Source organism: Fictibacillus sp. BK138, assembly GCF_004216955.1.
Classification (GTDB): domain Bacteria; phylum Bacillota; class Bacilli; order Bacillales; family Fictibacillaceae; genus Fictibacillus.
This window is the reverse complement of sequence record NZ_SGXL01000001.1, coordinates 891,362-908,158: the sequence shown is the minus strand read 5'-3', so window position 1 is coordinate 908,158 and position 16,797 is coordinate 891,362. Positions and strand designations below refer to the sequence as shown.

At 39.0% G+C, this 16,797-nt stretch carries 19 protein-coding genes, 1 pseudogene and 1 riboswitch; of the genes and pseudogenes, 1 reads left to right on the top strand and 19 read right to left on the bottom strand.

Annotation, left to right across the window (positions count from 1 at the left end; translation table 11 throughout):
* Positions 1 to 45 precede the first annotated feature (45 nt).
* From EV282_RS04385 to EV282_RS04315, 16 genes are all read right to left on the bottom strand, one after another.
* Complete coding sequence (locus tag EV282_RS04385) at positions 46 to 495, bottom strand: SRPBCC family protein (RefSeq protein WP_130294098.1); 450 nt, start codon at positions 493 to 495, stop codon at positions 46 to 48.
* A gap of 298 nt (positions 496 to 793) precedes the next feature.
* Complete coding sequence (sufB, locus tag EV282_RS04380) at positions 794 to 2,191, bottom strand: Fe-S cluster assembly protein SufB (RefSeq protein WP_130294096.1); 1,398 nt, start codon at positions 2,189 to 2,191, stop codon at positions 794 to 796.
* 54 nt (positions 2,192 to 2,245) lie between these two features.
* The gene (gene sufU, locus EV282_RS04375) at positions 2,246 to 2,686 is read right to left on the bottom strand and encodes a Fe-S cluster assembly sulfur transfer protein SufU (protein WP_130294094.1); all 441 of its coding nucleotides are present in this window, start codon (positions 2,684 to 2,686) and stop codon (positions 2,246 to 2,248) included.
* On the bottom strand, positions 2,676 to 3,896 hold the full coding sequence (locus tag EV282_RS04370; protein ID WP_130294093.1) for a cysteine desulfurase: 1,221 nt from the start codon (positions 3,894 to 3,896) through the stop codon (positions 2,676 to 2,678). The genes sufU and EV282_RS04370 overlap by 11 nt, the downstream gene beginning before the upstream one ends.
* 1 nt (position 3,897) lies before the next feature.
* Positions 3,898 to 5,196, bottom strand: a complete 1,299-nt coding sequence (gene sufD, locus EV282_RS04365; RefSeq protein WP_130294091.1) for a Fe-S cluster assembly protein SufD — start codon at positions 5,194 to 5,196, stop codon at positions 3,898 to 3,900.
* A gap of 19 nt (positions 5,197 to 5,215) precedes the next feature.
* The gene (gene sufC / locus EV282_RS04360) at positions 5,216 to 6,001 is read right to left on the bottom strand and encodes a Fe-S cluster assembly ATPase SufC (RefSeq protein WP_130294089.1); all 786 of its coding nucleotides are present in this window, start codon (positions 5,999 to 6,001) and stop codon (positions 5,216 to 5,218) included.
* 240 nt (positions 6,002 to 6,241) lie between these two features.
* Positions 6,242 to 6,394 carry a hypothetical protein gene (locus EV282_RS20115; protein WP_165389351.1) on the bottom strand — a complete coding sequence of 51 codons (153 nt, stop codon included), beginning with the start codon at positions 6,392 to 6,394 and terminating at the stop codon, positions 6,242 to 6,244.
* 245 nt (positions 6,395 to 6,639) lie between these two features.
* A complete protein-coding gene (locus EV282_RS04355) occupies positions 6,640 to 7,020 on the bottom strand; it encodes a carboxymuconolactone decarboxylase family protein (protein WP_077359601.1) in 381 nt (126 codons plus the stop codon).
* 343 nt (positions 7,021 to 7,363) lie between these two features.
* On the bottom strand, positions 7,364 to 8,182 hold the full coding sequence (locus tag EV282_RS04350; protein ID WP_130294088.1) for a MetQ/NlpA family ABC transporter substrate-binding protein: 819 nt from the start codon (positions 8,180 to 8,182) through the stop codon (positions 7,364 to 7,366).
* A 25-nt stretch (positions 8,183 to 8,207) separates the two neighbouring features.
* The gene (locus tag EV282_RS04345; RefSeq protein ID WP_130294086.1) at positions 8,208 to 8,876 is read right to left on the bottom strand and encodes a methionine ABC transporter permease; all 669 of its coding nucleotides are present in this window, start codon (positions 8,874 to 8,876) and stop codon (positions 8,208 to 8,210) included.
* Positions 8,869 to 9,894, bottom strand: a complete 1,026-nt coding sequence (locus tag EV282_RS04340; RefSeq protein WP_130294085.1) for a methionine ABC transporter ATP-binding protein — start codon at positions 9,892 to 9,894, stop codon at positions 8,869 to 8,871. Before EV282_RS04340 ends, EV282_RS04345 begins: the two co-directional genes overlap by 8 nt.
* A gap of 393 nt (positions 9,895 to 10,287) precedes the next feature.
* Positions 10,288 to 10,411, bottom strand: a riboswitch (SAM riboswitch).
* A gap of 77 nt (positions 10,412 to 10,488) precedes the next feature.
* Positions 10,489 to 10,833 (bottom strand): hypothetical protein, encoded by a 345-nt coding sequence (locus EV282_RS04335; RefSeq protein ID WP_130294083.1) that lies wholly within the window; start codon positions 10,831 to 10,833, stop codon positions 10,489 to 10,491.
* 129 nt (positions 10,834 to 10,962) lie between these two features.
* On the bottom strand, positions 10,963 to 12,072 hold the full coding sequence (locus EV282_RS04330; RefSeq protein ID WP_130294082.1) for an anti-sigma-I factor RsgI family protein: 1,110 nt from the start codon (positions 12,070 to 12,072) through the stop codon (positions 10,963 to 10,965).
* A gap of 87 nt (positions 12,073 to 12,159) precedes the next feature.
* Complete coding sequence (gene sigI, locus EV282_RS04325) at positions 12,160 to 12,915, bottom strand: RNA polymerase sigma-I factor (RefSeq protein WP_226535661.1); 756 nt, start codon at positions 12,913 to 12,915, stop codon at positions 12,160 to 12,162.
* 461 nt (positions 12,916 to 13,376) lie between these two features.
* Entirely contained in the window at positions 13,377 to 13,718 is a 342-nt protein-coding gene (locus tag EV282_RS04320; RefSeq protein ID WP_130294080.1) for a thioredoxin family protein, read from the bottom strand.
* Positions 13,719 to 14,073: 355 nt separating this feature from the next.
* A complete protein-coding gene (locus tag EV282_RS04315; protein ID WP_242611831.1) occupies positions 14,074 to 14,421 on the bottom strand; it encodes a toprim domain-containing protein in 348 nt (115 codons plus the stop codon).
* 252 nt (positions 14,422 to 14,673) lie between these two features.
* On the opposite strand from EV282_RS04315, the pseudogene EV282_RS04310 reads away from it, so the two are divergent.
* A pseudogene (locus EV282_RS04310) lies at positions 14,674 to 14,970 on the top strand (KGG domain-containing protein); the annotation flags it as partial.
* A 216-nt stretch (positions 14,971 to 15,186) separates the two neighbouring features.
* Here EV282_RS04310 and EV282_RS04305 read toward each other — a convergent pair.
* The 3 genes from EV282_RS04305 to EV282_RS04295 all read right to left on the bottom strand — a co-directional run bounded on the left by EV282_RS04305 (position 15,187) and on the right by EV282_RS04295 (position 16,310).
* A complete protein-coding gene (locus EV282_RS04305; protein WP_066292337.1) occupies positions 15,187 to 15,426 on the bottom strand; it encodes a YusG family protein in 240 nt (79 codons plus the stop codon).
* Positions 15,427 to 15,490: 64 nt separating this feature from the next.
* Positions 15,491 to 15,877 (bottom strand): glycine cleavage system protein GcvH, encoded by a 387-nt coding sequence (gene gcvH / locus EV282_RS04300; RefSeq protein WP_077359609.1) that lies wholly within the window; start codon positions 15,875 to 15,877, stop codon positions 15,491 to 15,493.
* Positions 15,878 to 15,950: 73 nt separating this feature from the next.
* The gene (locus tag EV282_RS04295) at positions 15,951 to 16,310 is read right to left on the bottom strand and encodes an arsenate reductase family protein (RefSeq protein WP_130294077.1); all 360 of its coding nucleotides are present in this window, start codon (positions 16,308 to 16,310) and stop codon (positions 15,951 to 15,953) included.
* Positions 16,311 to 16,797 lie beyond the last annotated feature (487 nt).

The window sequence follows — 16,797 nt, the reverse complement described above, 5'->3', positions numbered from 1 at the left end:
GAATTGGATTCGCATAGAAATCACATATAGAATTCAAAATTTTTTTCAGGAACTGCTTAACATTCGTTTGTCTAGATGTTCAAGCACTAATGGCCAGGCATCTTCGTGCTTGTCTCTCGTATCTCCAGTTAAAAATCCTGAATGCGTAAGGCGGATTCTTGTTCCACTCTGAGCCGCTTCCATTTCAACGGTCACAACCGTTTCAGCACCCTCTGTTCCACCAGAACCTGTTACCCATGTTATTTCAACGAGTCTGTCTTGTTCTAGCCTTAGAAAACGTCCGTAATGAGGGTGACGCTGTTCTTCAAAAATTGTTTCAAAGTAAAATGGTGTATTAACTTCTCCATACATTAATAAAGTCCCAGGAGAAGCAAACCATAGATCAAACTCCTTCGTCCAAGCGCTGAATAGTACATCAGGGCTTGCATGCATTTGACGTTCTACCGTTAAGCTAAACGGTCTATTCGACAGATCTGGCGTGGAAATGGGTTTCATAGGGTCTCCTCCAAATTAATAAAAATCGCTTTCCAAATTATATCATATATGGATACGGCATCTTTTCCTGATAAAGATAATCTGGAAGGAAATTTTATACAAGTTCCTTAAGATTCTAGTTAGCCTGACTTTTGGTCGCCCATGCCCCTTGAAAGATCCACTTAACCACTAAAATTAAAGAAGTTTTATAAAAAGAGTGAATTCCAGTAGGTGAAAGGTAAACCTAAACAAAATCAGTACATTACATATTTGTACATAAAAAGACCTTGGTACTTTTTGCACCAAGGTCCTCCTTGTATTAACCGATAGAACCTTCCATCTCGAACTTGATCAGGCGGTTCATTTCTACTGCATATTCCATTGGAAGCTCTTTTGTAAATGGCTCGATGAAGCCCATTACGATCATTTCTGTTGCTTCCTGTTCAGAAACACCACGGCTCATGAGGTAGAATAACTGATCTTCAGAAACTTTAGATACAGTTGCTTCGTGCTCAAGCGTGATATTGTTGTTCAAGATCTCGTTATACGGAATTGTATCTGATGTGGATTGGTTATCCATGATAAGCGTGTCACACTTAATGTTGGATTTAGATCCGTCAGATTTACGTCCGAAGTGAGCAATACCACGGTATGTTACTTTACCGCCATGCTTAGAGATCGACTTCGAAACGATAGTAGAAGAACAATCTGGTGCAAGGTGCAATACTTTTGCTCCTGCATCCTGATGCTGTCCTTTACCAGCGATTGCGATAGATAGAATCGTACCTTTCGCACCGCGGCCTTTCATGATAACAGCCGGATATTTCATCGTTAGACGAGATCCGATGTTTCCATCTACCCATTCCATCGTCGCGTTTTCTTCAGCTACAGCACGTTTTGTAACAAGGTTGTAGATGTTGTTCGCCCAGTTTTGAATCGTCGTGTAACGGCAATAAGCGTTCTTTTTAACGATGATTTCAACAACCGCACTATGAAGTGAGTTAGTTGAATAAACTGGCGCCGTACAGCCTTCTACGTAGTGTACAGAGCTGTCTTCATCTGCAATGATCAGCGTACGTTCGAACTGACCCATGTTTTCAGAGTTAATTCGGAAATAAGCTTGAAGCGGAGTATCACATTTAACGCCTTTTGGTACGTAAATGAAAGATCCACCAGACCATACTGCAGAGTTTAGTGCTGAGAACTTATTATCAGATGGCGGAATGATCGTTCCGAAATGCTCACGGAAAATCTCTTCGTGCTCTTTTAAAGCCGTATCTGTATCTGTGAAAAGAATACCTAGATCAGAAAGGTCTTCCTTCATGTTGTGATAAACAACTTCAGATTCATATTGTGCAGATACACCTGCAAGGTATTTTTGTTCAGCTTCTGGAATTCCAAGCTTGTCAAAAGTAGCCTTGATTTCAGCAGGTACTTCATCCCAAGATTTCTCGGATTTTTCAGATGGCTTAACATAGTACGTAATATCATCAAAGTTTAAGTCCTTCATGTCTCCGCCCCATTGTGGCATAGGCATTTTGTAGAACTGCTCTAATGACTTCAAACGGAATTCAAGCATCCATTCAGGTTCACTCTTCATGCGTGAAATTTCTTCAACGATCTCTTTTGTTAAACCACGCTTCGATCTGAAAATGGATACGTCTTTATCTCTAAAACCATATTTATATTCGCCGATATCCGGCATCTTCTTAGCCATTGCAGAATCCCTCCTTACTGGATTGGCACTCTAATTCTCAATATCAAGAGAAACTTACTCTTCCTCTTGTTTTCCTACTCCCTGTTCCATCGCCTTCCATGCAAGTGTTGCACACTTAATGCGGGCAGGAAATTTTGAAACTCCTTGAAGAGCCTCGATGTCACCTAAATCATAGGATTCATCGTCATAGTCGTTCCCTAACATCATATCATAAAAGATCTTAGCAAGTTTTAAAGCATCTTCGACTGGAAGTCCTTTTACTGCTTGCGTCATCATTGATGCTGATGCGAGACTGATGGAACATCCTTCACCGTCAAATTTAGCTGACTCGATCTTTCCATCTTCTACTTTTAAAGTAAGCTGGATACGGTCGCCGCATGTCGGGTTATTCATATTAATGTTTAAGGCACCATCTTCCAAAATCCCTTTATTGCGGGGATTTTTGTAGTGGTCCATAATAACTTGCCGATAAAGCTGATCTAAATTAGAAGACATGACCGAAATACTCCTTTGCTGTTGTGAGTCCTTTTATGAAAGCATCGACATCATCTTCAGTGTTATACAGGTAGAAACTTGCACGAGCTGTTGCTGTCACATCAAGCCATTTCATGAGCGGCTGTGCACAATGGTGACCGGCACGTACAGCAATCCCTTCTGAATCAAGAACTGTAGCTACATCATGCGGATGCACATCGTCCAGGTTAAAGGTCACAAGTCCAGCGCGATGTTTAGGTCCAAAAATCGTAACTCCATCAAGTTCAGATAATCGTTCCATCGCATAGTCCGCAAGTTCATGCTCTAGTTTTAAAATGTTATCCAATCCGATGTCTTCGAGAAAATCGATTGCAGCACCTAACCCGATCGCGCCTGCGATAATAGGAGTGCCGCCTTCAAACTTCCAAGGAAGCTCTTTCCACGTGGATTCCTGCAAACCAACAAAATCGATCATCTCTCCGCCGAATTCCACAGGCTCCATTTTATTAAGAAGTGCTTTCTTCCCGTATAGTACACCAATGCCTGTTGGTCCGCACATTTTGTGAGCAGAGAAAGCAAAGAAATCACAGTCAAGATCTTGGACATCCACTTTCATATGCGGAGCACTCTGAGCACCGTCAACAACCATCACAGCACCGTTCCTATGCGCGATCGCTGCGATCTCTTTAATCGGATTGATTGTTCCCAATACGTTTGAAACCTGCATAACTGAGACAATTTTAGTATGCTCTGTTACCGTTTTTTCAACATCTTGGAGATCAATCGTCCCGTCAGGCTGTAGAGGAATGTATTTTAGTGTTGCTCCAGTCACTTTCGCAACTTGCTGCCAAGGAATGATGTTGCTGTGATGCTCCATCGGAGTGATCACAATCTCATCACCTTCTGAAAGGTTTGCCATTCCATAGCTTCTTGCTACTGTATTAATTGCTGTCGTTGTTCCGCGTGTAAAAATAATCTCTTGTGTAGATTTTGCACCGATAAAACGGCGAACCTTTTCACGTGCTCCTTCATATCCATCAGTTGCACGCGTTCCAAGCGTATGAACACCGCGGTGAACGTTAGAATTGTATTCTTTATAATACTTATCCAATGTTTCTATAACTTGTATCGGTTTCTGGGAAGTGGCCGCGCTGTCAAGGTAAACAAGAGGTTTGCCGTTAACTTCCTGATCGAGGATAGGAAACAGCTTTCTCCATTCCTTTGCACTCATGTTAGCGCACTTTCCTTTCAATAACCTCTACTAGACGATTTTTAACAGATTCTAAAGGCATTTGGCTAACAACCGGTGCCAAGAATCCATGAATGATAAGACGCTCTGCTTCCGCTTTCGAGATACCGCGGCTCATTAGATAGAACATTTGCAGCGGATCGATACGGCCAACAGATGCAGCATGACCTGCTGTAACGTCATCTTCATCAATTAAAAGAATCGGATTCGCATCTCCGCGTGCTTTTTCACTTAACATAAGAACACGTTCTGTCTGCTCACCATGAGATTTTGTAGCGCCGTGCTCAATTTTTGTAATACCGTTAAAAATAGAGCTTGCACTATCTTTCATTACCCCATGAGTCAGGATGTAACCTTCAGAATGTTTTCCGTGGTTAAAGATTTGAGCAACGAAGTTTTGCTTTTGGTCGCCGCGTCCGATCGTAACAGTTTTCGTATCCGTAAATGAGCCATCTCCAATAAGGTGAGTCGTGTTATCAGAAACGGTATTTCCGTCATTAAACTGACCGAGCGCCCACTCGATTCGAGCATCTTTTTCAGCACGGCCTCTGCGATTTACGTAAGTTGTCATTCCTTTTGCAAGGTTATCAACTGCTCCATAAACCACTTTCGCACCAGCGCCCGCATATACTTCAGAAACGATGTTTGCTACTGACTCTGCAGAATCGTTTGTAGAAAGATAATTTTCTACATACGTTACTGAGCTGTTGTCTTCTGCTGCGACGATTACGTGGTTGAAAATAGCTGCTTCATCATCCTGATAATAAACAGCTTGAATCGGTGCAGACAGTTCTACATTTTTAGGAACGTAAAGGAACGCACCGTTCAAAAATAATGATGCATGTATTGCTGTTAAACGGTTTTCATCCGTGGCAACTGCTTTCATGATATACTTTTTAACCAAGTCTTCATGTTCTTTTGCAGCTGTTAGGAGATCCGTGTAGATAACACCTTGTTCTTTAACTTCTTGCTCTAATGCGAAATAAACAGGTGTACCGTTATGGATAACAAGAACGTTTTTCGCATCTTCTTCTGAACCGATCAAAGCTTTAACGTCTTCAGGAAGTTCGTTGAAAGCTACTGCATTACCCGTTGCTTCATGTTTGAAATCTGTAAAGTTCCATTTATCAATCTTTGTTTTATCCGGTTTAGGCATTGGCAGATTCTGAGCCAATTCCAATGCTTGCAAACGAAGCTCCTGCAGCCAAGCGGGTTCCTGTCTGCTGCTTGAAAAACCGTTTACGTAGTCCTTATCAAATCTTAGGCTCGTATCAACTGACATGTATAGTCCCCCTTATTGCTTACGCTTCTTGACCGACAGTTTCGTCTTTAATACCTAACTCTTCTTTAATCCAGTCATAACCTTCAGCTTCAAGGCGCTGAGCGAGTTCAGGTCCTCCAGATTTCACAATACGGCCTTGCATCATTACGTGTACTTTGTCTGGTGTGATGTAGTTCAATAAACGCTGATAGTGAGTAATGATTAAGCATCCGAAATCAGGGCTGCGCATTTCATTAACACCTTTTGCTACTACTTTAAGAGCATCAATATCTAATCCAGAGTCGATTTCATCAAGGATTGCTAATTTCGGCTCAAGCATCATCATTTGAAGGATTTCGTTACGCTTCTTTTCTCCGCCAGAGAAACCTTCGTTTAAATAACGATGAGCGAACGCGTTGTCCATTTCAAGGTGATCCATTTTCTTATCTAGTTCACGAATAAACTTCATCAGTGAAATTTCGTCGCCTTCTTCACGCTTTGCGTTGATCGCAGAACGCAGGAAGTCAGCGTTCGTAATACCGCTTACTTCTGAAGGATATTGCATAGCTAGGAAAAGACCAGCTTTAGCACGCTCATCTACTTCCATTTCTAAAAGATCTTCACCATTAAAAGTGACTTTCCCTGAAGTTACTTCGTATTTTGGGTGACCCATTAACGCTGCAGAAAGTGTAGACTTACCTGTACCGTTAGGCCCCATGATCGCATGGATTTCTCCACCATTTATTTCGAGATCTAAACCTTTAATAATCTCTTTATCTTCAATCGATACACGAAGATCTTCAATCTTTAAATTAGGTGCTGACATAATACAACCTCCATTAAGAAATCATTCTTAAGATTTTTGAAATAGGGCATTAAATAGCCATTCTCAATTTATTCTCATTCTAATCTTATAACAAATGAAATGTATGTTCAAGGGAACGAGCCATGAACTTTATCATTGTGTTCATATAATTCCATGTTTAATTGCGAAATTCGAAAAAAGGCTAACTCATTAGGCGTTAATTCACCTTTTGAGTCAGCCTTTTGTTTTTAATCACTATCTTTACGGCGTATGATTTCTAGTGGCATCAGCCGCTACTTCTAAACCTTTTTTATATTCCTTTTCACGGTCTTTCTCAACATCTAACCGCTTCTCCAAATCCCTTTCATACTCTGCAAAACCGCAACCATGTGATTGGTGCATTGCTTTTTCCATTTCAGATGTATGCTTTACTTTTATGGGGTGGATAATGAATCAATCCTTTCGAGTTTAGATAATTATAGCTTATCAGCAGCTCTCCAGATCCACAACTTGCATATGATGCAGTGCTAAGTTTTGTGAAAGGGTAATACGTGCTTTCAATGAAAGAAGATGATATCCCTTTAGAATCCTGCTGAATCCGCTACATTACTTCCATTACCTTTTTAGACACGAATAAAACATGTTAATGTATGGAAAAGTTAATGCCGTGGTTTATTTAGCTCTTTAATACATTCTTGAACAAGGGTTACTCCCTGGCTCATAGCTGCTCCGCCGCCAAATGCAGCAGACACGCCTACAGCTTCAAGAATTTCATTTTCAGAACATCCTTGGTCCAGACATCCCTTTGTATGATAAATGATGCAATATTCATCTTGTGAATAGATACTGATCCCCAGCGCGATCAGCTGTTTATATTTTTCTGAAATTTCGCCTTCCTTGAAGCAATGGCGCGTAAATTCGTTGTATGCATGCGTTAATTCAGGCATATTTTCGTTATATTTTCCTAAACCTTCTTTATACCGGATTAGATGGTACTGTGCAGAATTTGATCCTGGCATTTGTTGATCTTCTTGTTTCATATCGTCGTTACACTCCTGTCACGTTTTAGTAAACAGGATTAGTATGGGTTATTTTTGGGGCTGATATGTAAAGAACAGAGGTTACTTTATAATATGTTTGTTACAGCTGTTCGTTTTCGGCGGTACTTTCGGTAAGCCGCCATGATTTTTCGTAAAAAAGTACACCATCACATAAAAAGAATGAATAATCACATAAAAAATGCCTGTCATCATATAAAAATCACGTACAATCACATAAAAAAAGCTCTTCATCACATATTTTACCAATTACACCCATTTATTGTCCTCCTGAAACAAACAAAAAAGGTGCCTCCTCATCATGAGGAAACACCCTTTTTCATCATTATTCTGTTACAGGCACTACTGCACCTTTATATTTCTCTTTAATGAAGTCTTGAATTTCTTTTGAACGCAATACTTCAACTAGAGCTTTTACAGATTTCTTATCTTTATCTCCTTCACGTACAGCAATAATGTTTACGAATGGAGACTCTGAGCCTTCAATTGCAATTGCATCTTTTTGAGGATTTAAACCAGCATCGATCGCGTAGTTCGTGTTGATTAGAACTGCATCGCCTTCACCGTTTTTATATGCTTTTGGCAGCATTCCAGCGTCAACGTCAGCTTTGAACTTTAATTTTTTTGGATTTTCTACAATATCTTTAACTTGCGCCTCCGTACCTGCGCCTTCTTTAACTTTGATCAAACCTTCTTTTTCTAAAAGACCAAGCATACGCCCATGGTCAGCTACCGAGTTGGACATGATGATCGTAGCACCTTGTGGCAATTCATCTAAAGACTTGTATTTTTTTGAATAAACACCGATCGGCTCAATGTGGATGCCGCCTGCGTTTTCAAATTTATAACCGTGGTCTTTCATTTGTGACTCTAAATAAGGAACGTGCTGGAAGTAGTTCGCTCCGATTTCTTTTTCATCTAAAGATTTATTCGGAAGTACATAGTCTTGGAACGTTTTGATTTCGAGCTCTACACCTTTTTCTTTTAGAAGTGGTTTCGCTTCTTCAAGAATTTCAGCATGAGGTACGTTTGATGCTCCTACGATCAGCTTTTCGTCGCTGATTCCGCCTTCTGTTTTATTGCCGCAAGCTGCTAGTGCTGCAACAACTACAGCAAGTAAGATGATTGAAAATACTTTTTTCATGTGATTTCCTCCTTGTTGTTTGTGCTTATCTTTTATCTAAAGCTGTTGTGAATCGATCTCCTATCCATTGAATAACAAATACGATGACCAAGATCAGAACAGTTGAAACTAATGTTACATCTGCATTATCCCGCTGGTAGCCTTCCATATAAGCAAGGTTTCCAAGTCCTCCAGCTCCAACTACACCAGCCATTGCTGTGTAACTCACAAGTGCAATCGCCGTAACGGTAATACCCGAAACAAGTGCTGGGGTACTCTCTGGAATAAGTACTTTGAAAATGATTTGAGTGTTTGTTGCACCCATTGATTTCGCTGCTTCAATTACTCCTTTATTAATTTCTCTCAAAGCAATCTCAACCATACGTGCATAAAATGGAGCTGCTCCGACAATTAAAGCCGGCAACGCTGCTTCTGCTCCAAGCATTGTTCCTACAATAAAGCGTGTAAATGGAATCAGCAAAATAATTAATATAATAAACGGAATAGACCGGAATACGTTAACAATAATGGCAATGACGCTATTAAAGAATTTGTTTTCCCACAGGTTGCCGGGAGCAGTTAAATATAATGCAAGCCCAAGAGCGAGACCTAATACGAATGTTACAAGCACTGAAATAGCTGACATATATAACGTTTCTTTCGTTGCTTCTAGAACAACATCCCATTGAACGTTTGGGAACCACGAATTAAGCATTATGAATCACCTCAACTTCTACCTGAACACTATCTAAAAATTCCATAGCGTAAGAAAGTGCCGCTTCAGAACCTTTGATCTGGATAAATAACGTACCGTATGGACCATTTTGAGTTTGAGTAATTTTACCTTGCAGGATATTAACATCCACTTCAAAATTACGAATCAGTTCGGTAATTAAAGGCTGGCCGGCACGTCCTCCTACAAATGTAAGCTGAACGATCCTGCCTTCAGGAAACTCCTCAATAAATTGCTTAATGGTATCCACTGTTTCTTCTGGTTCGGTTACTTGCTTCACAAAATCTTTTGTGATGGATTCCTTAGGATTTTTAAAGACGTTCAGCACATCGCCTTCTTCTACCACTTTCCCTTTTTCCATTACCGCAACTCGGTGACAGATTTTTCGGATCACGTGCATTTCGTGAGTGATCAACACGATGGTTAACCCTAACTTCTGGTTAATTTCTACTAGAAGATCTAAAATGCTGTCAGTCGTTTTTGGATCGAGTGCTGAAGTGGCTTCATCACACAATAAAACTTTCGGATCGTTAGCAAGTGCTCTCGCAATACCCACACGCTGTTTTTGACCTCCGCTCAGCTGAGAAGGATATGAACCGCCTCTGCCTTCTAATCCGACTAGATCAATCAGTTCGTCCACACGCTTCTTAATTTTATCTTTTGGATATCCTGCGATTTCTAGCGGAAAAGCAATGTTTTCTCTAACAGTTCTTGACCATAAAAGGTTGAAGTGCTGAAATATCATACTTATTTCCTGTCTAGCTTCTCTTAGTTTTTTAGCAGAGAGCTCGGACATATTTTTTCCACCGATCGTAACCGTACCGCTTGTCGGTCTTTCCAGCATGTTAAGAATTCGGATAAGAGTACTTTTCCCTGCTCCGCTGTACCCTATAATGCCGTAAATTTCACCTTGTTTTATGTTTAAATCTACCGTATCAACAGCCTTCACTTCACCATCTTTGGTTTGAAAGACTTTACGGACTGAATGTAAATTAATCAAAGAACTAACCTCATTTCCTATTACGTAATTCTTATGGCTCTTTTCTAAAAAAGTTGTCGCTTACTTACCTCTTCATTGACCAGTTGATTGGAGTGCAAGGTGCGTGCCTACCACCAGAAGAAGCTTCTTGCTAGGCATGAGACGAGGAAGCTCACATCGGTAGCATTTAGTTGTAGACGCAGGAGCAAGAATACTTCCATAAAGCGGGACAGGTGAGACTCCTAATTTCGCAAAGCGTAAAGGAGGCTCACCGCACGCCCCGTGGAAAGCGAGCATCCTGGAACGGAAACCAACTACTTTCAAAAGCAACAAAGGTTTATGAAAAAAGCTAAATAAAAAAATGCCCTCTGCTTCAATATGAGCAGAAAGGCATATAATATTCTATGCGCGTTCTCCTCATCTCCCAAGACACTTAATGCCTTGCAGGAATTGGCACCTTTCTAGTCAGTATGTATGACATACAACTAGCGGTTGCCGGGTTTCATAGGGCCAGTCCCTCCACCTCTCGTGATAAGTTAAAGCGTTGCGTTATTAAGTTAAAGCGATGCAATTTTGAATCACTGTGAAAAATAATATCACCACTGTCGATTTGTGTCAAACATTTTTAGCACTTTTAAGCAAAGCGCCTGAATAAATTTGTTCCCAATGCGAACTTAAATAGAATATGGCTTCCCATTTCAGGCGCTGCCTTAGCGTTCCGTGAAACTCGATCATCTCTTGGCGAAGCAGTGTTGTTAGCTTCATCTTCCCTTCCAGCATCATGGAAAGATACTTTGGGTTCCCTTTGAAAACGACGATGCGATTACGTTCCCCTTCACTATAATCAATCCTTAAGGTACTTTCATCATTGAGACTGAATCTAGGTTTAACCGGAATGTTATACAATGGCAAATATGGGCTTTTACCAATCTGTCTTTCAAAGAAGGTGACATCCAGCATATAAAATCCCCCCGAATAGGTTGTTTACTTCACCTTTTTCGAGAGGAATGGAGTGTTTACCTTTATAAAGCGTTCGACAGTCTTGAAAAATCGTTTTTGCATTTCCGACAGTATCAACCATAATTAGTGCTATTGTTTGTTTCTATGTTTGTCGCGATCCTGTTTATTATGACCCTGTTTATTGCGTTCCTGCTGATTATTCTTGTGATGGTTGTTCCCGTTTCGGTTTTGGTGTCCATTGTTCTTTTGTTTATTGCTGTTAAAAGCCTGATTTTGATGCTTGTTACCTTCTTTATTCATCTTTTTTTCTTTAGGCTTTACTAATTTTTCTTGTGTCTTTTTATAGTGGTTCTTGTGATTATGATGATTTTCTCTGTGCTTTTTACCTTCTGTTTGTTTGCTGACTGACTTTTTTGGCACAGCTATCTTTAATTCCTTCTTACTTTCATTAGCGTCCGTTTTAATTTTTCTTGGATGCGGTAAGCTTTTTATGTCATTCGACGATAACGTATTGACTTTAAGCTCTTGAAAATTAACTTCTTTTATCTTTTCTTCTTTTATAGCCTTACCGTTTATACTTGCAGTTTGGAATGCCTTATATTTACCTGGTGACACTCCTAGTTGTTTTGCTTTTTCACGAGTGTCTGAATCAGACTCTGAAACTGTAATTGCGACAGGATATTTTACAACCGTCTTCTTCACGATTGTATTTACTGCCTCATCTAATGCTGCTTCAGTCTTATCATTGCCCTCTTCACTTGAAATAGTGGTTATGAGCATCGAATGTTCGGTTTTCATATAACCTTCTTTTTCATAAGCTGTTATGAGCTGATCAGCAAAATCTTCAAATGAAAAATTTCTATCAACATTCAAATTATATTTTTTTATGATTTTTTTTGCTTCGTCATTAAATGCATCAATTTGGATAACCTGCATTTCGTCATTAACGCCTACTTCTAAGCTTGGATTAATATCAAAGCTTACGTAAGCCGCTGCTGCTGATTGGGTTCCGGTCGGGATCAATCCTGATAAAAGAACAACAGCAAGCACGGCCGCTATGGACGGCAGCACAAAAAGACTTCTTTTTCTGTTTTCAGAAAAATAAGAAGCCTGATACTCTCTGCCTACTGATGGATTTTTGCCTGCTGGTACTCTTACCGTTACAAATGTTCCATCTTTCATAAGCAAAGTCGCTTTTCTGTTATTAACCTCTATTACAATGCCGCTGCCGCTTTTCAATTGTATCCCTCCCGCAAGTTGCAGGATCAGTAGTAATTACAGGCAAGAGGAGTAATTCCCCTGCCGTGTAATCATATATACCTCACCTTAAGGCTGAATGTAAGATTTCAGCGCTTGGAAATCGCCTAAATATATTAGTGATACCGCTATTATATACTTTCGATTTCTCTCTATGGTTTTACGACTACAGGATACCATATTTAATAAATCTTTTATCGGCAATTGCTTTTTTTCCTTTAAAAATGCGGCAAGTTCTTCATTTTCTGCTAAAAGACGTGCAATTTCTTTTGCATTTTCACGCGCGTCCACATGTTTTGGACAATGTTTGCTTAGAACTTTAAAGTTTAGTCCGAAAGTTTTTAAAAGCTTCTGATACTCTTCAATTTCATAAACACGGTTTTCAACTTGAATCTGATCTTCAAAATGATCCATTGCTGCTTTTTGTTCCGCATAGCTTTCTTCTAAACGGCCTTCTTCGTCTTCTTCATCCGGCTGAAGAAATATTAATCGATTTTGACGTACTTCTTTACGAATATAATCAATGACACGACGTCTGATTACCATATCTGCAAAGGATAAGAAACGGCTGCCTTGTCCTTCTTGATACTGATCGATCGCTTCATTAAAGGCAAAAAGACCTACACTAAACTCGTCCATTGTTCGATCTATATATTGACTGCACACTTTTGATGTAACTTTTTTAATGAATGGCTGGTAATCACCAATTAGTTCATTTCTTAATTTCTCATCGTTTCTTTCCTGGATCGTTAACACTTTATCTTCTATGCTTGTCATTTTGTTCTTTGCTATAGGAAATACTGCATTTAAATTTAAAGATGCCATGATTATCAATCACCCCTGCTAAAAAAATTACTTATGCTTTATTCATCTTCATCTTCGTTTGTTTTTGTTTTCATAAAATCATTCTTATTTACCACTAATCGTTCGGGAGCAAACATGTACCAAGCTCTCCTATTCATTTATACCACGACTTTTGACATTTGTAGGATACAGTTCTATAACAATATTACATAGCTCGTAACATTTGTGACTTTCTTGTTAAAAAACTGAATTAACGGAAATGACTGATAACTAACTCTCTAACTTACAAACCCCTTATTCCGACAAGGTCTGACTAATTTTTTGGATATAAAAAAACACACTATCTTATGTTACAGACAAGTGTGCAGAAGACATTAATTTACCATATTTTTCTTAAGGAAAAACCCCCTGAAAAATCATTTTTTAAATGAATTAGGAGAACCGCAATGAATTATGGGGCCTTTCCCACATTTTATTACAAATTATTTTTCCTTATTTAAGAAATCTATCATTGTTTGATAAATATTTCCTGCAGATTGTAGGGCGTAGATCTTTTTTATAGCCATCCCTCTCGATAATACCATTAAACAAGGTACACTCGTTACTCCGTATTGATCAGCAAGCTCCGGAATCTCATTAATATTGCATACTCCAGTCTGCAAATCGTTTCCTCTTTGAGCTCGAACTGTTTCTATCGCTACTTCCATCATTCTTTTCCCCACTTTACATGTACCGCATAATGGTGTTTCCAAGTAAAGAAAAAAAGGCTTATGTACGGACTGTTCGATAACATGTTCCCAATTCGTTCTATTGATTTCTTTCATATTCAATCTCCATTATTGATCTGATAGTAAAAGCAGCCATTCCTATTCGGATATCGGCCATTCTCTTCCTTCAGAAATTATTTCGATTTCTCTGAATAAGGATATCACGATTTTATATAAAATGGTTAATGGCTTGCTTGCTGTTCGGTTTAAAGGTTTCCTAAACACACACAAGTTGGAGGTTGCGATTATCACAATAATAAAAAAGAAATCCTCTTTTTCCCTGCATCAGAATGAATCTTACTGATGAAAACGCAGTGAAGTAAGAGGATTTCTACAACCTATAGAAACAAGCCCCCCATTTTTGCCAGCTGCTTTTTGGGAGCTTTTATATTTAAAAGAAGAAAGCATCATTTCAACCTAAACAGTTTTTGTGAATATTAAAATGAGCACCAACTAAAACTTTTGCCAAGTACATAAGAGGTGTCGTTGCAACTTCTCTATACATCTTATTAATATATAAATGCTCTGCATTCGGGAGCTCTCGCTGAAGTTGCTTGCGTAATTTATGACCTGCTTCATCAGCATCCACAAGGATATAAACATCTCGATCTTCAATTGCTAATGCTAGCTCTTCTAATTTATCCAAACCTAATGTGCCATTCGTACAAATAATTTCAACCGGTTCATCTAAGATTGCGGAAAGCTTTTCTTTATCGGATTTCCCTTCGACAATGATTACTTTATTCATGCTTCCATTCATTACTCATCTCTCCTATACATTGAAGAACTATTAAATGAATGCATCGCTTAAATATATATTTGCTTTATATTATTAAAATCCTGCAAGAGATGTTCTTTATTACTATTCCCCTTTTTACTATATTACTACCCCAAATTTACCGCAGTATGCTAATCGGCCTAAATACGTTCAATTGCGTTTTAATCTGTTCCATAAAGGCTAATCAAGGAATACATCCAGAAATTTTATTCTTACAAAAGGAGGAGATTACCAATGGCTATGACGGAAAAAATGACAAGAGCCGAAGCAGGACGTCTTGGGGGAAAAAAGACTTCAAAATCACATGGCAAGGAATTTTACCAGCAGATCGGAAAGAAAGGGGGTAAATCTACCGCACAATCTCATCAGGAAGCTTTTTATCAAGAGATCGGCAGAAAAGGCGGGAAATCAACTTCCCTATCACATAACAAAGATTTTTATAAAAAAATCGGACAAAAAGGCGGACAAGCCACCTCGAAAACCCATGATAAGAGCTTTTATCAAAATATCGGTGCTAAAGGCGGAAGCGCAGGCCGTTAAATGTCTAGTATGAGATCAATCTTTGGCTTTTTTGCGTTCATTTGATGATGGATACTGATAATTTGAAGAATGATTCAATTAATTTTACCTAATCACTCATTAATTTCACCTAATTGCACATTAATTTCACCTAATCGCTATTTAATTTCACCAATGCAGTTTTTACACAAAAAAAGAGGATGATTTGATAATCATCCTCTTCGTCTTCTAGCACCAGCCTTTATCGCACTCGTCTACATATTTTGTTGGATTAGGAATTTCAGCTGGCTTTTCACGTTTATAGATTTTGTCTGCATCGAATTCAAAGCCCTCAGCCATTTCATACATATTCCCCTGATTTGTAAATCGAATCTGACCGATTTCATCTTGATCAAGGTAAAGGGACATTGAGCCGCCCTTCATTTTGCCAAATACTCGTGAAGTTACATCTCTTCTATCTTCGTTCATAAAAAAATCCCTCCAAAAAAGAAATGAGCAATAAGCCTATTCTTTCCTGAAGAGATTATTTTCATTAATCTTCTTTAATTAATTCCTCATATTGTTCAGCTGTCATTAATTTTTCAAGCTCAGAGGAATCTGAAAGTTCTACTACTACCATCCATGCTTTCTCATATGGAGATTCGTTAACTAACTCTGGGCTGTCATCAAGGTCAGCATTAACTTCTACAACTTTTCCAGATACAGGAGCGTATAGCTCAGAAACTGTTTTTACAGATTCTACACTGCCGAAAGGCTCGTCCGCTGTAAGCTCATCTCCAACTTCAGGAAGCTCAACAAACACGATATCTCCAAGCTCGTCTTGTGCAAATGCTGTAATACCGATACGAACTTTATTGCCGTCTTCTGTTTTAGTCCACTCATGTTCTTCTGAATAGCGTAACTCTTTTGGAAATTCCATGTGTAATCCCTCCAGCTTTTCTTTGTTTTTATAGTAACTACAATAAAATTTTTTATCATAGTCAGCAACAATTTTACTTTTTCCAAGTGTTTTCGTACTGTTCTTCTTTAAAGCCTACTGTTACATTTTTTCCGTCTGTTGCGATCGGCCGTTTGATTAGCATGCCATCAGATGCTAATAGTTCAAGGAGTTCATCCTCTGAAGCCGTTTTCATTTTCTCTTTCATACCTAATTCACGATACTTCATGCCGCTTGTATTGAAGAATTTTTTAATCTCCAACCCGCTCTTTTGAACTAAATCTTTAAGCTCTTCTTTCGAAGGAGGGTTGTCCACGATATGTACAGGCTGAAAGGCTACTTCATTTTCTTTTAGCCATTTTTTTGCTTTTTGGCATGTTGAGCATTTTGGATATTCATATACTGTCAGTAGCATTATATCACCCCTTTTCATAGTACCACAAACTAGTGTCACCAATAAAACAAGAAATTTTGCACAGTTTAAAATCATTCTATAATTGGCCTTTCGCCTACCATGGATCAGAGAGGCTTTCTTACGTATATGGCGCGAGGGTATATAGCGCGCAGGATTTGTCGAGGATTGTAAACTCGTGGATAAACAGCTTAAATTTTTGGATTGCGGCCTAAATCTCGTGGATAAACTGGACGAATTTCTGGATTGATGCTGCTTTTTTTTGGAATCGACCTCTTGAATTTGCTTGAATACCCTAGTAGGTACCATCTGAAATCAGTTTCGGCAACCGATACTGTATCTGAATTGAGCTCTTTATGCTGTGTTCAACCTGACTTGCTTTGTTTTTTATAGGATCACCACATTTCAAATAAAAATCGGAACGAAATCAACCACTTCTATACCGAAAAAAGCCCTTAAATAAAAAAAGCCCCTCCTGCAGAGCAAGAGG

Bases quoted from the DNA above. Each gene is read 5' to 3' on its own strand.
- EV282_RS04385 (WP_130294098.1), bottom strand. From the start codon at position 495: ATGAAACCCATTTCCACGCCAGATCTGTCGAATAGACCGTTTAGCTTA.
- sufB (WP_130294096.1), bottom strand. From the start codon at position 2,191: ATGGCTAAGAAGATGCCGGATATCGGCGAATATAAATATGGTTTTAGA.
- sufU (WP_130294094.1), bottom strand. From the start codon at position 2,686: ATGTCTTCTAATTTAGATCAGCTTTATCGGCAAGTTATTATGGACCAC.
- EV282_RS04370 (WP_130294093.1), bottom strand. From the start codon at position 3,896: ATGAGTGCAAAGGAATGGAGAAAGCTGTTTCCTATCCTCGATCAGGAA.
- sufD (WP_130294091.1), bottom strand. From the start codon at position 5,196: ATGTCAGTTGATACGAGCCTAAGATTTGATAAGGACTACGTAAACGGT.
- sufC (WP_130294089.1), bottom strand. From the start codon at position 6,001: ATGTCAGCACCTAATTTAAAGATTGAAGATCTTCGTGTATCGATTGAA.
- EV282_RS20115 (WP_165389351.1), bottom strand. From the start codon at position 6,394: ATGGAAAAAGCAATGCACCAATCACATGGTTGCGGTTTTGCAGAGTAT.
- EV282_RS04355 (WP_077359601.1), bottom strand. From the start codon at position 7,020: ATGAAACAAGAAGATCAACAAATGCCAGGATCAAATTCTGCACAGTAC.
- EV282_RS04350 (WP_130294088.1), bottom strand. From the start codon at position 8,182: ATGAAAAAAGTATTTTCAATCATCTTACTTGCTGTAGTTGTTGCAGCA.
- EV282_RS04345 (WP_130294086.1), bottom strand. From the start codon at position 8,876: ATGCTTAATTCGTGGTTCCCAAACGTTCAATGGGATGTTGTTCTAGAA.
- EV282_RS04335 (WP_130294083.1), bottom strand. From the start codon at position 10,833: ATGCTGGATGTCACCTTCTTTGAAAGACAGATTGGTAAAAGCCCATAT.
- sigI (WP_226535661.1), bottom strand. From the start codon at position 12,915: ATGGCATCTTTAAATTTAAATGCAGTATTTCCTATAGCAAAGAACAAA.
- EV282_RS04320 (WP_130294080.1), bottom strand. From the start codon at position 13,718: ATGAAAGAAATCAATAGAACGAATTGGGAACATGTTATCGAACAGTCC.
- EV282_RS04315 (WP_242611831.1), bottom strand. From the start codon at position 14,421: ATGAATGGAAGCATGAATAAAGTAATCATTGTCGAAGGGAAATCCGAT.
- EV282_RS04305 (WP_066292337.1), bottom strand. From the start codon at position 15,426: ATGAACGAAGATAGAAGAGATGTAACTTCACGAGTATTTGGCAAAATG.
- gcvH (WP_077359609.1), bottom strand. From the start codon at position 15,877: ATGGAATTTCCAAAAGAGTTACGCTATTCAGAAGAACATGAGTGGACT.
- EV282_RS04295 (WP_130294077.1), bottom strand. From the start codon at position 16,310: ATGCTACTGACAGTATATGAATATCCAAAATGCTCAACATGCCAAAAA.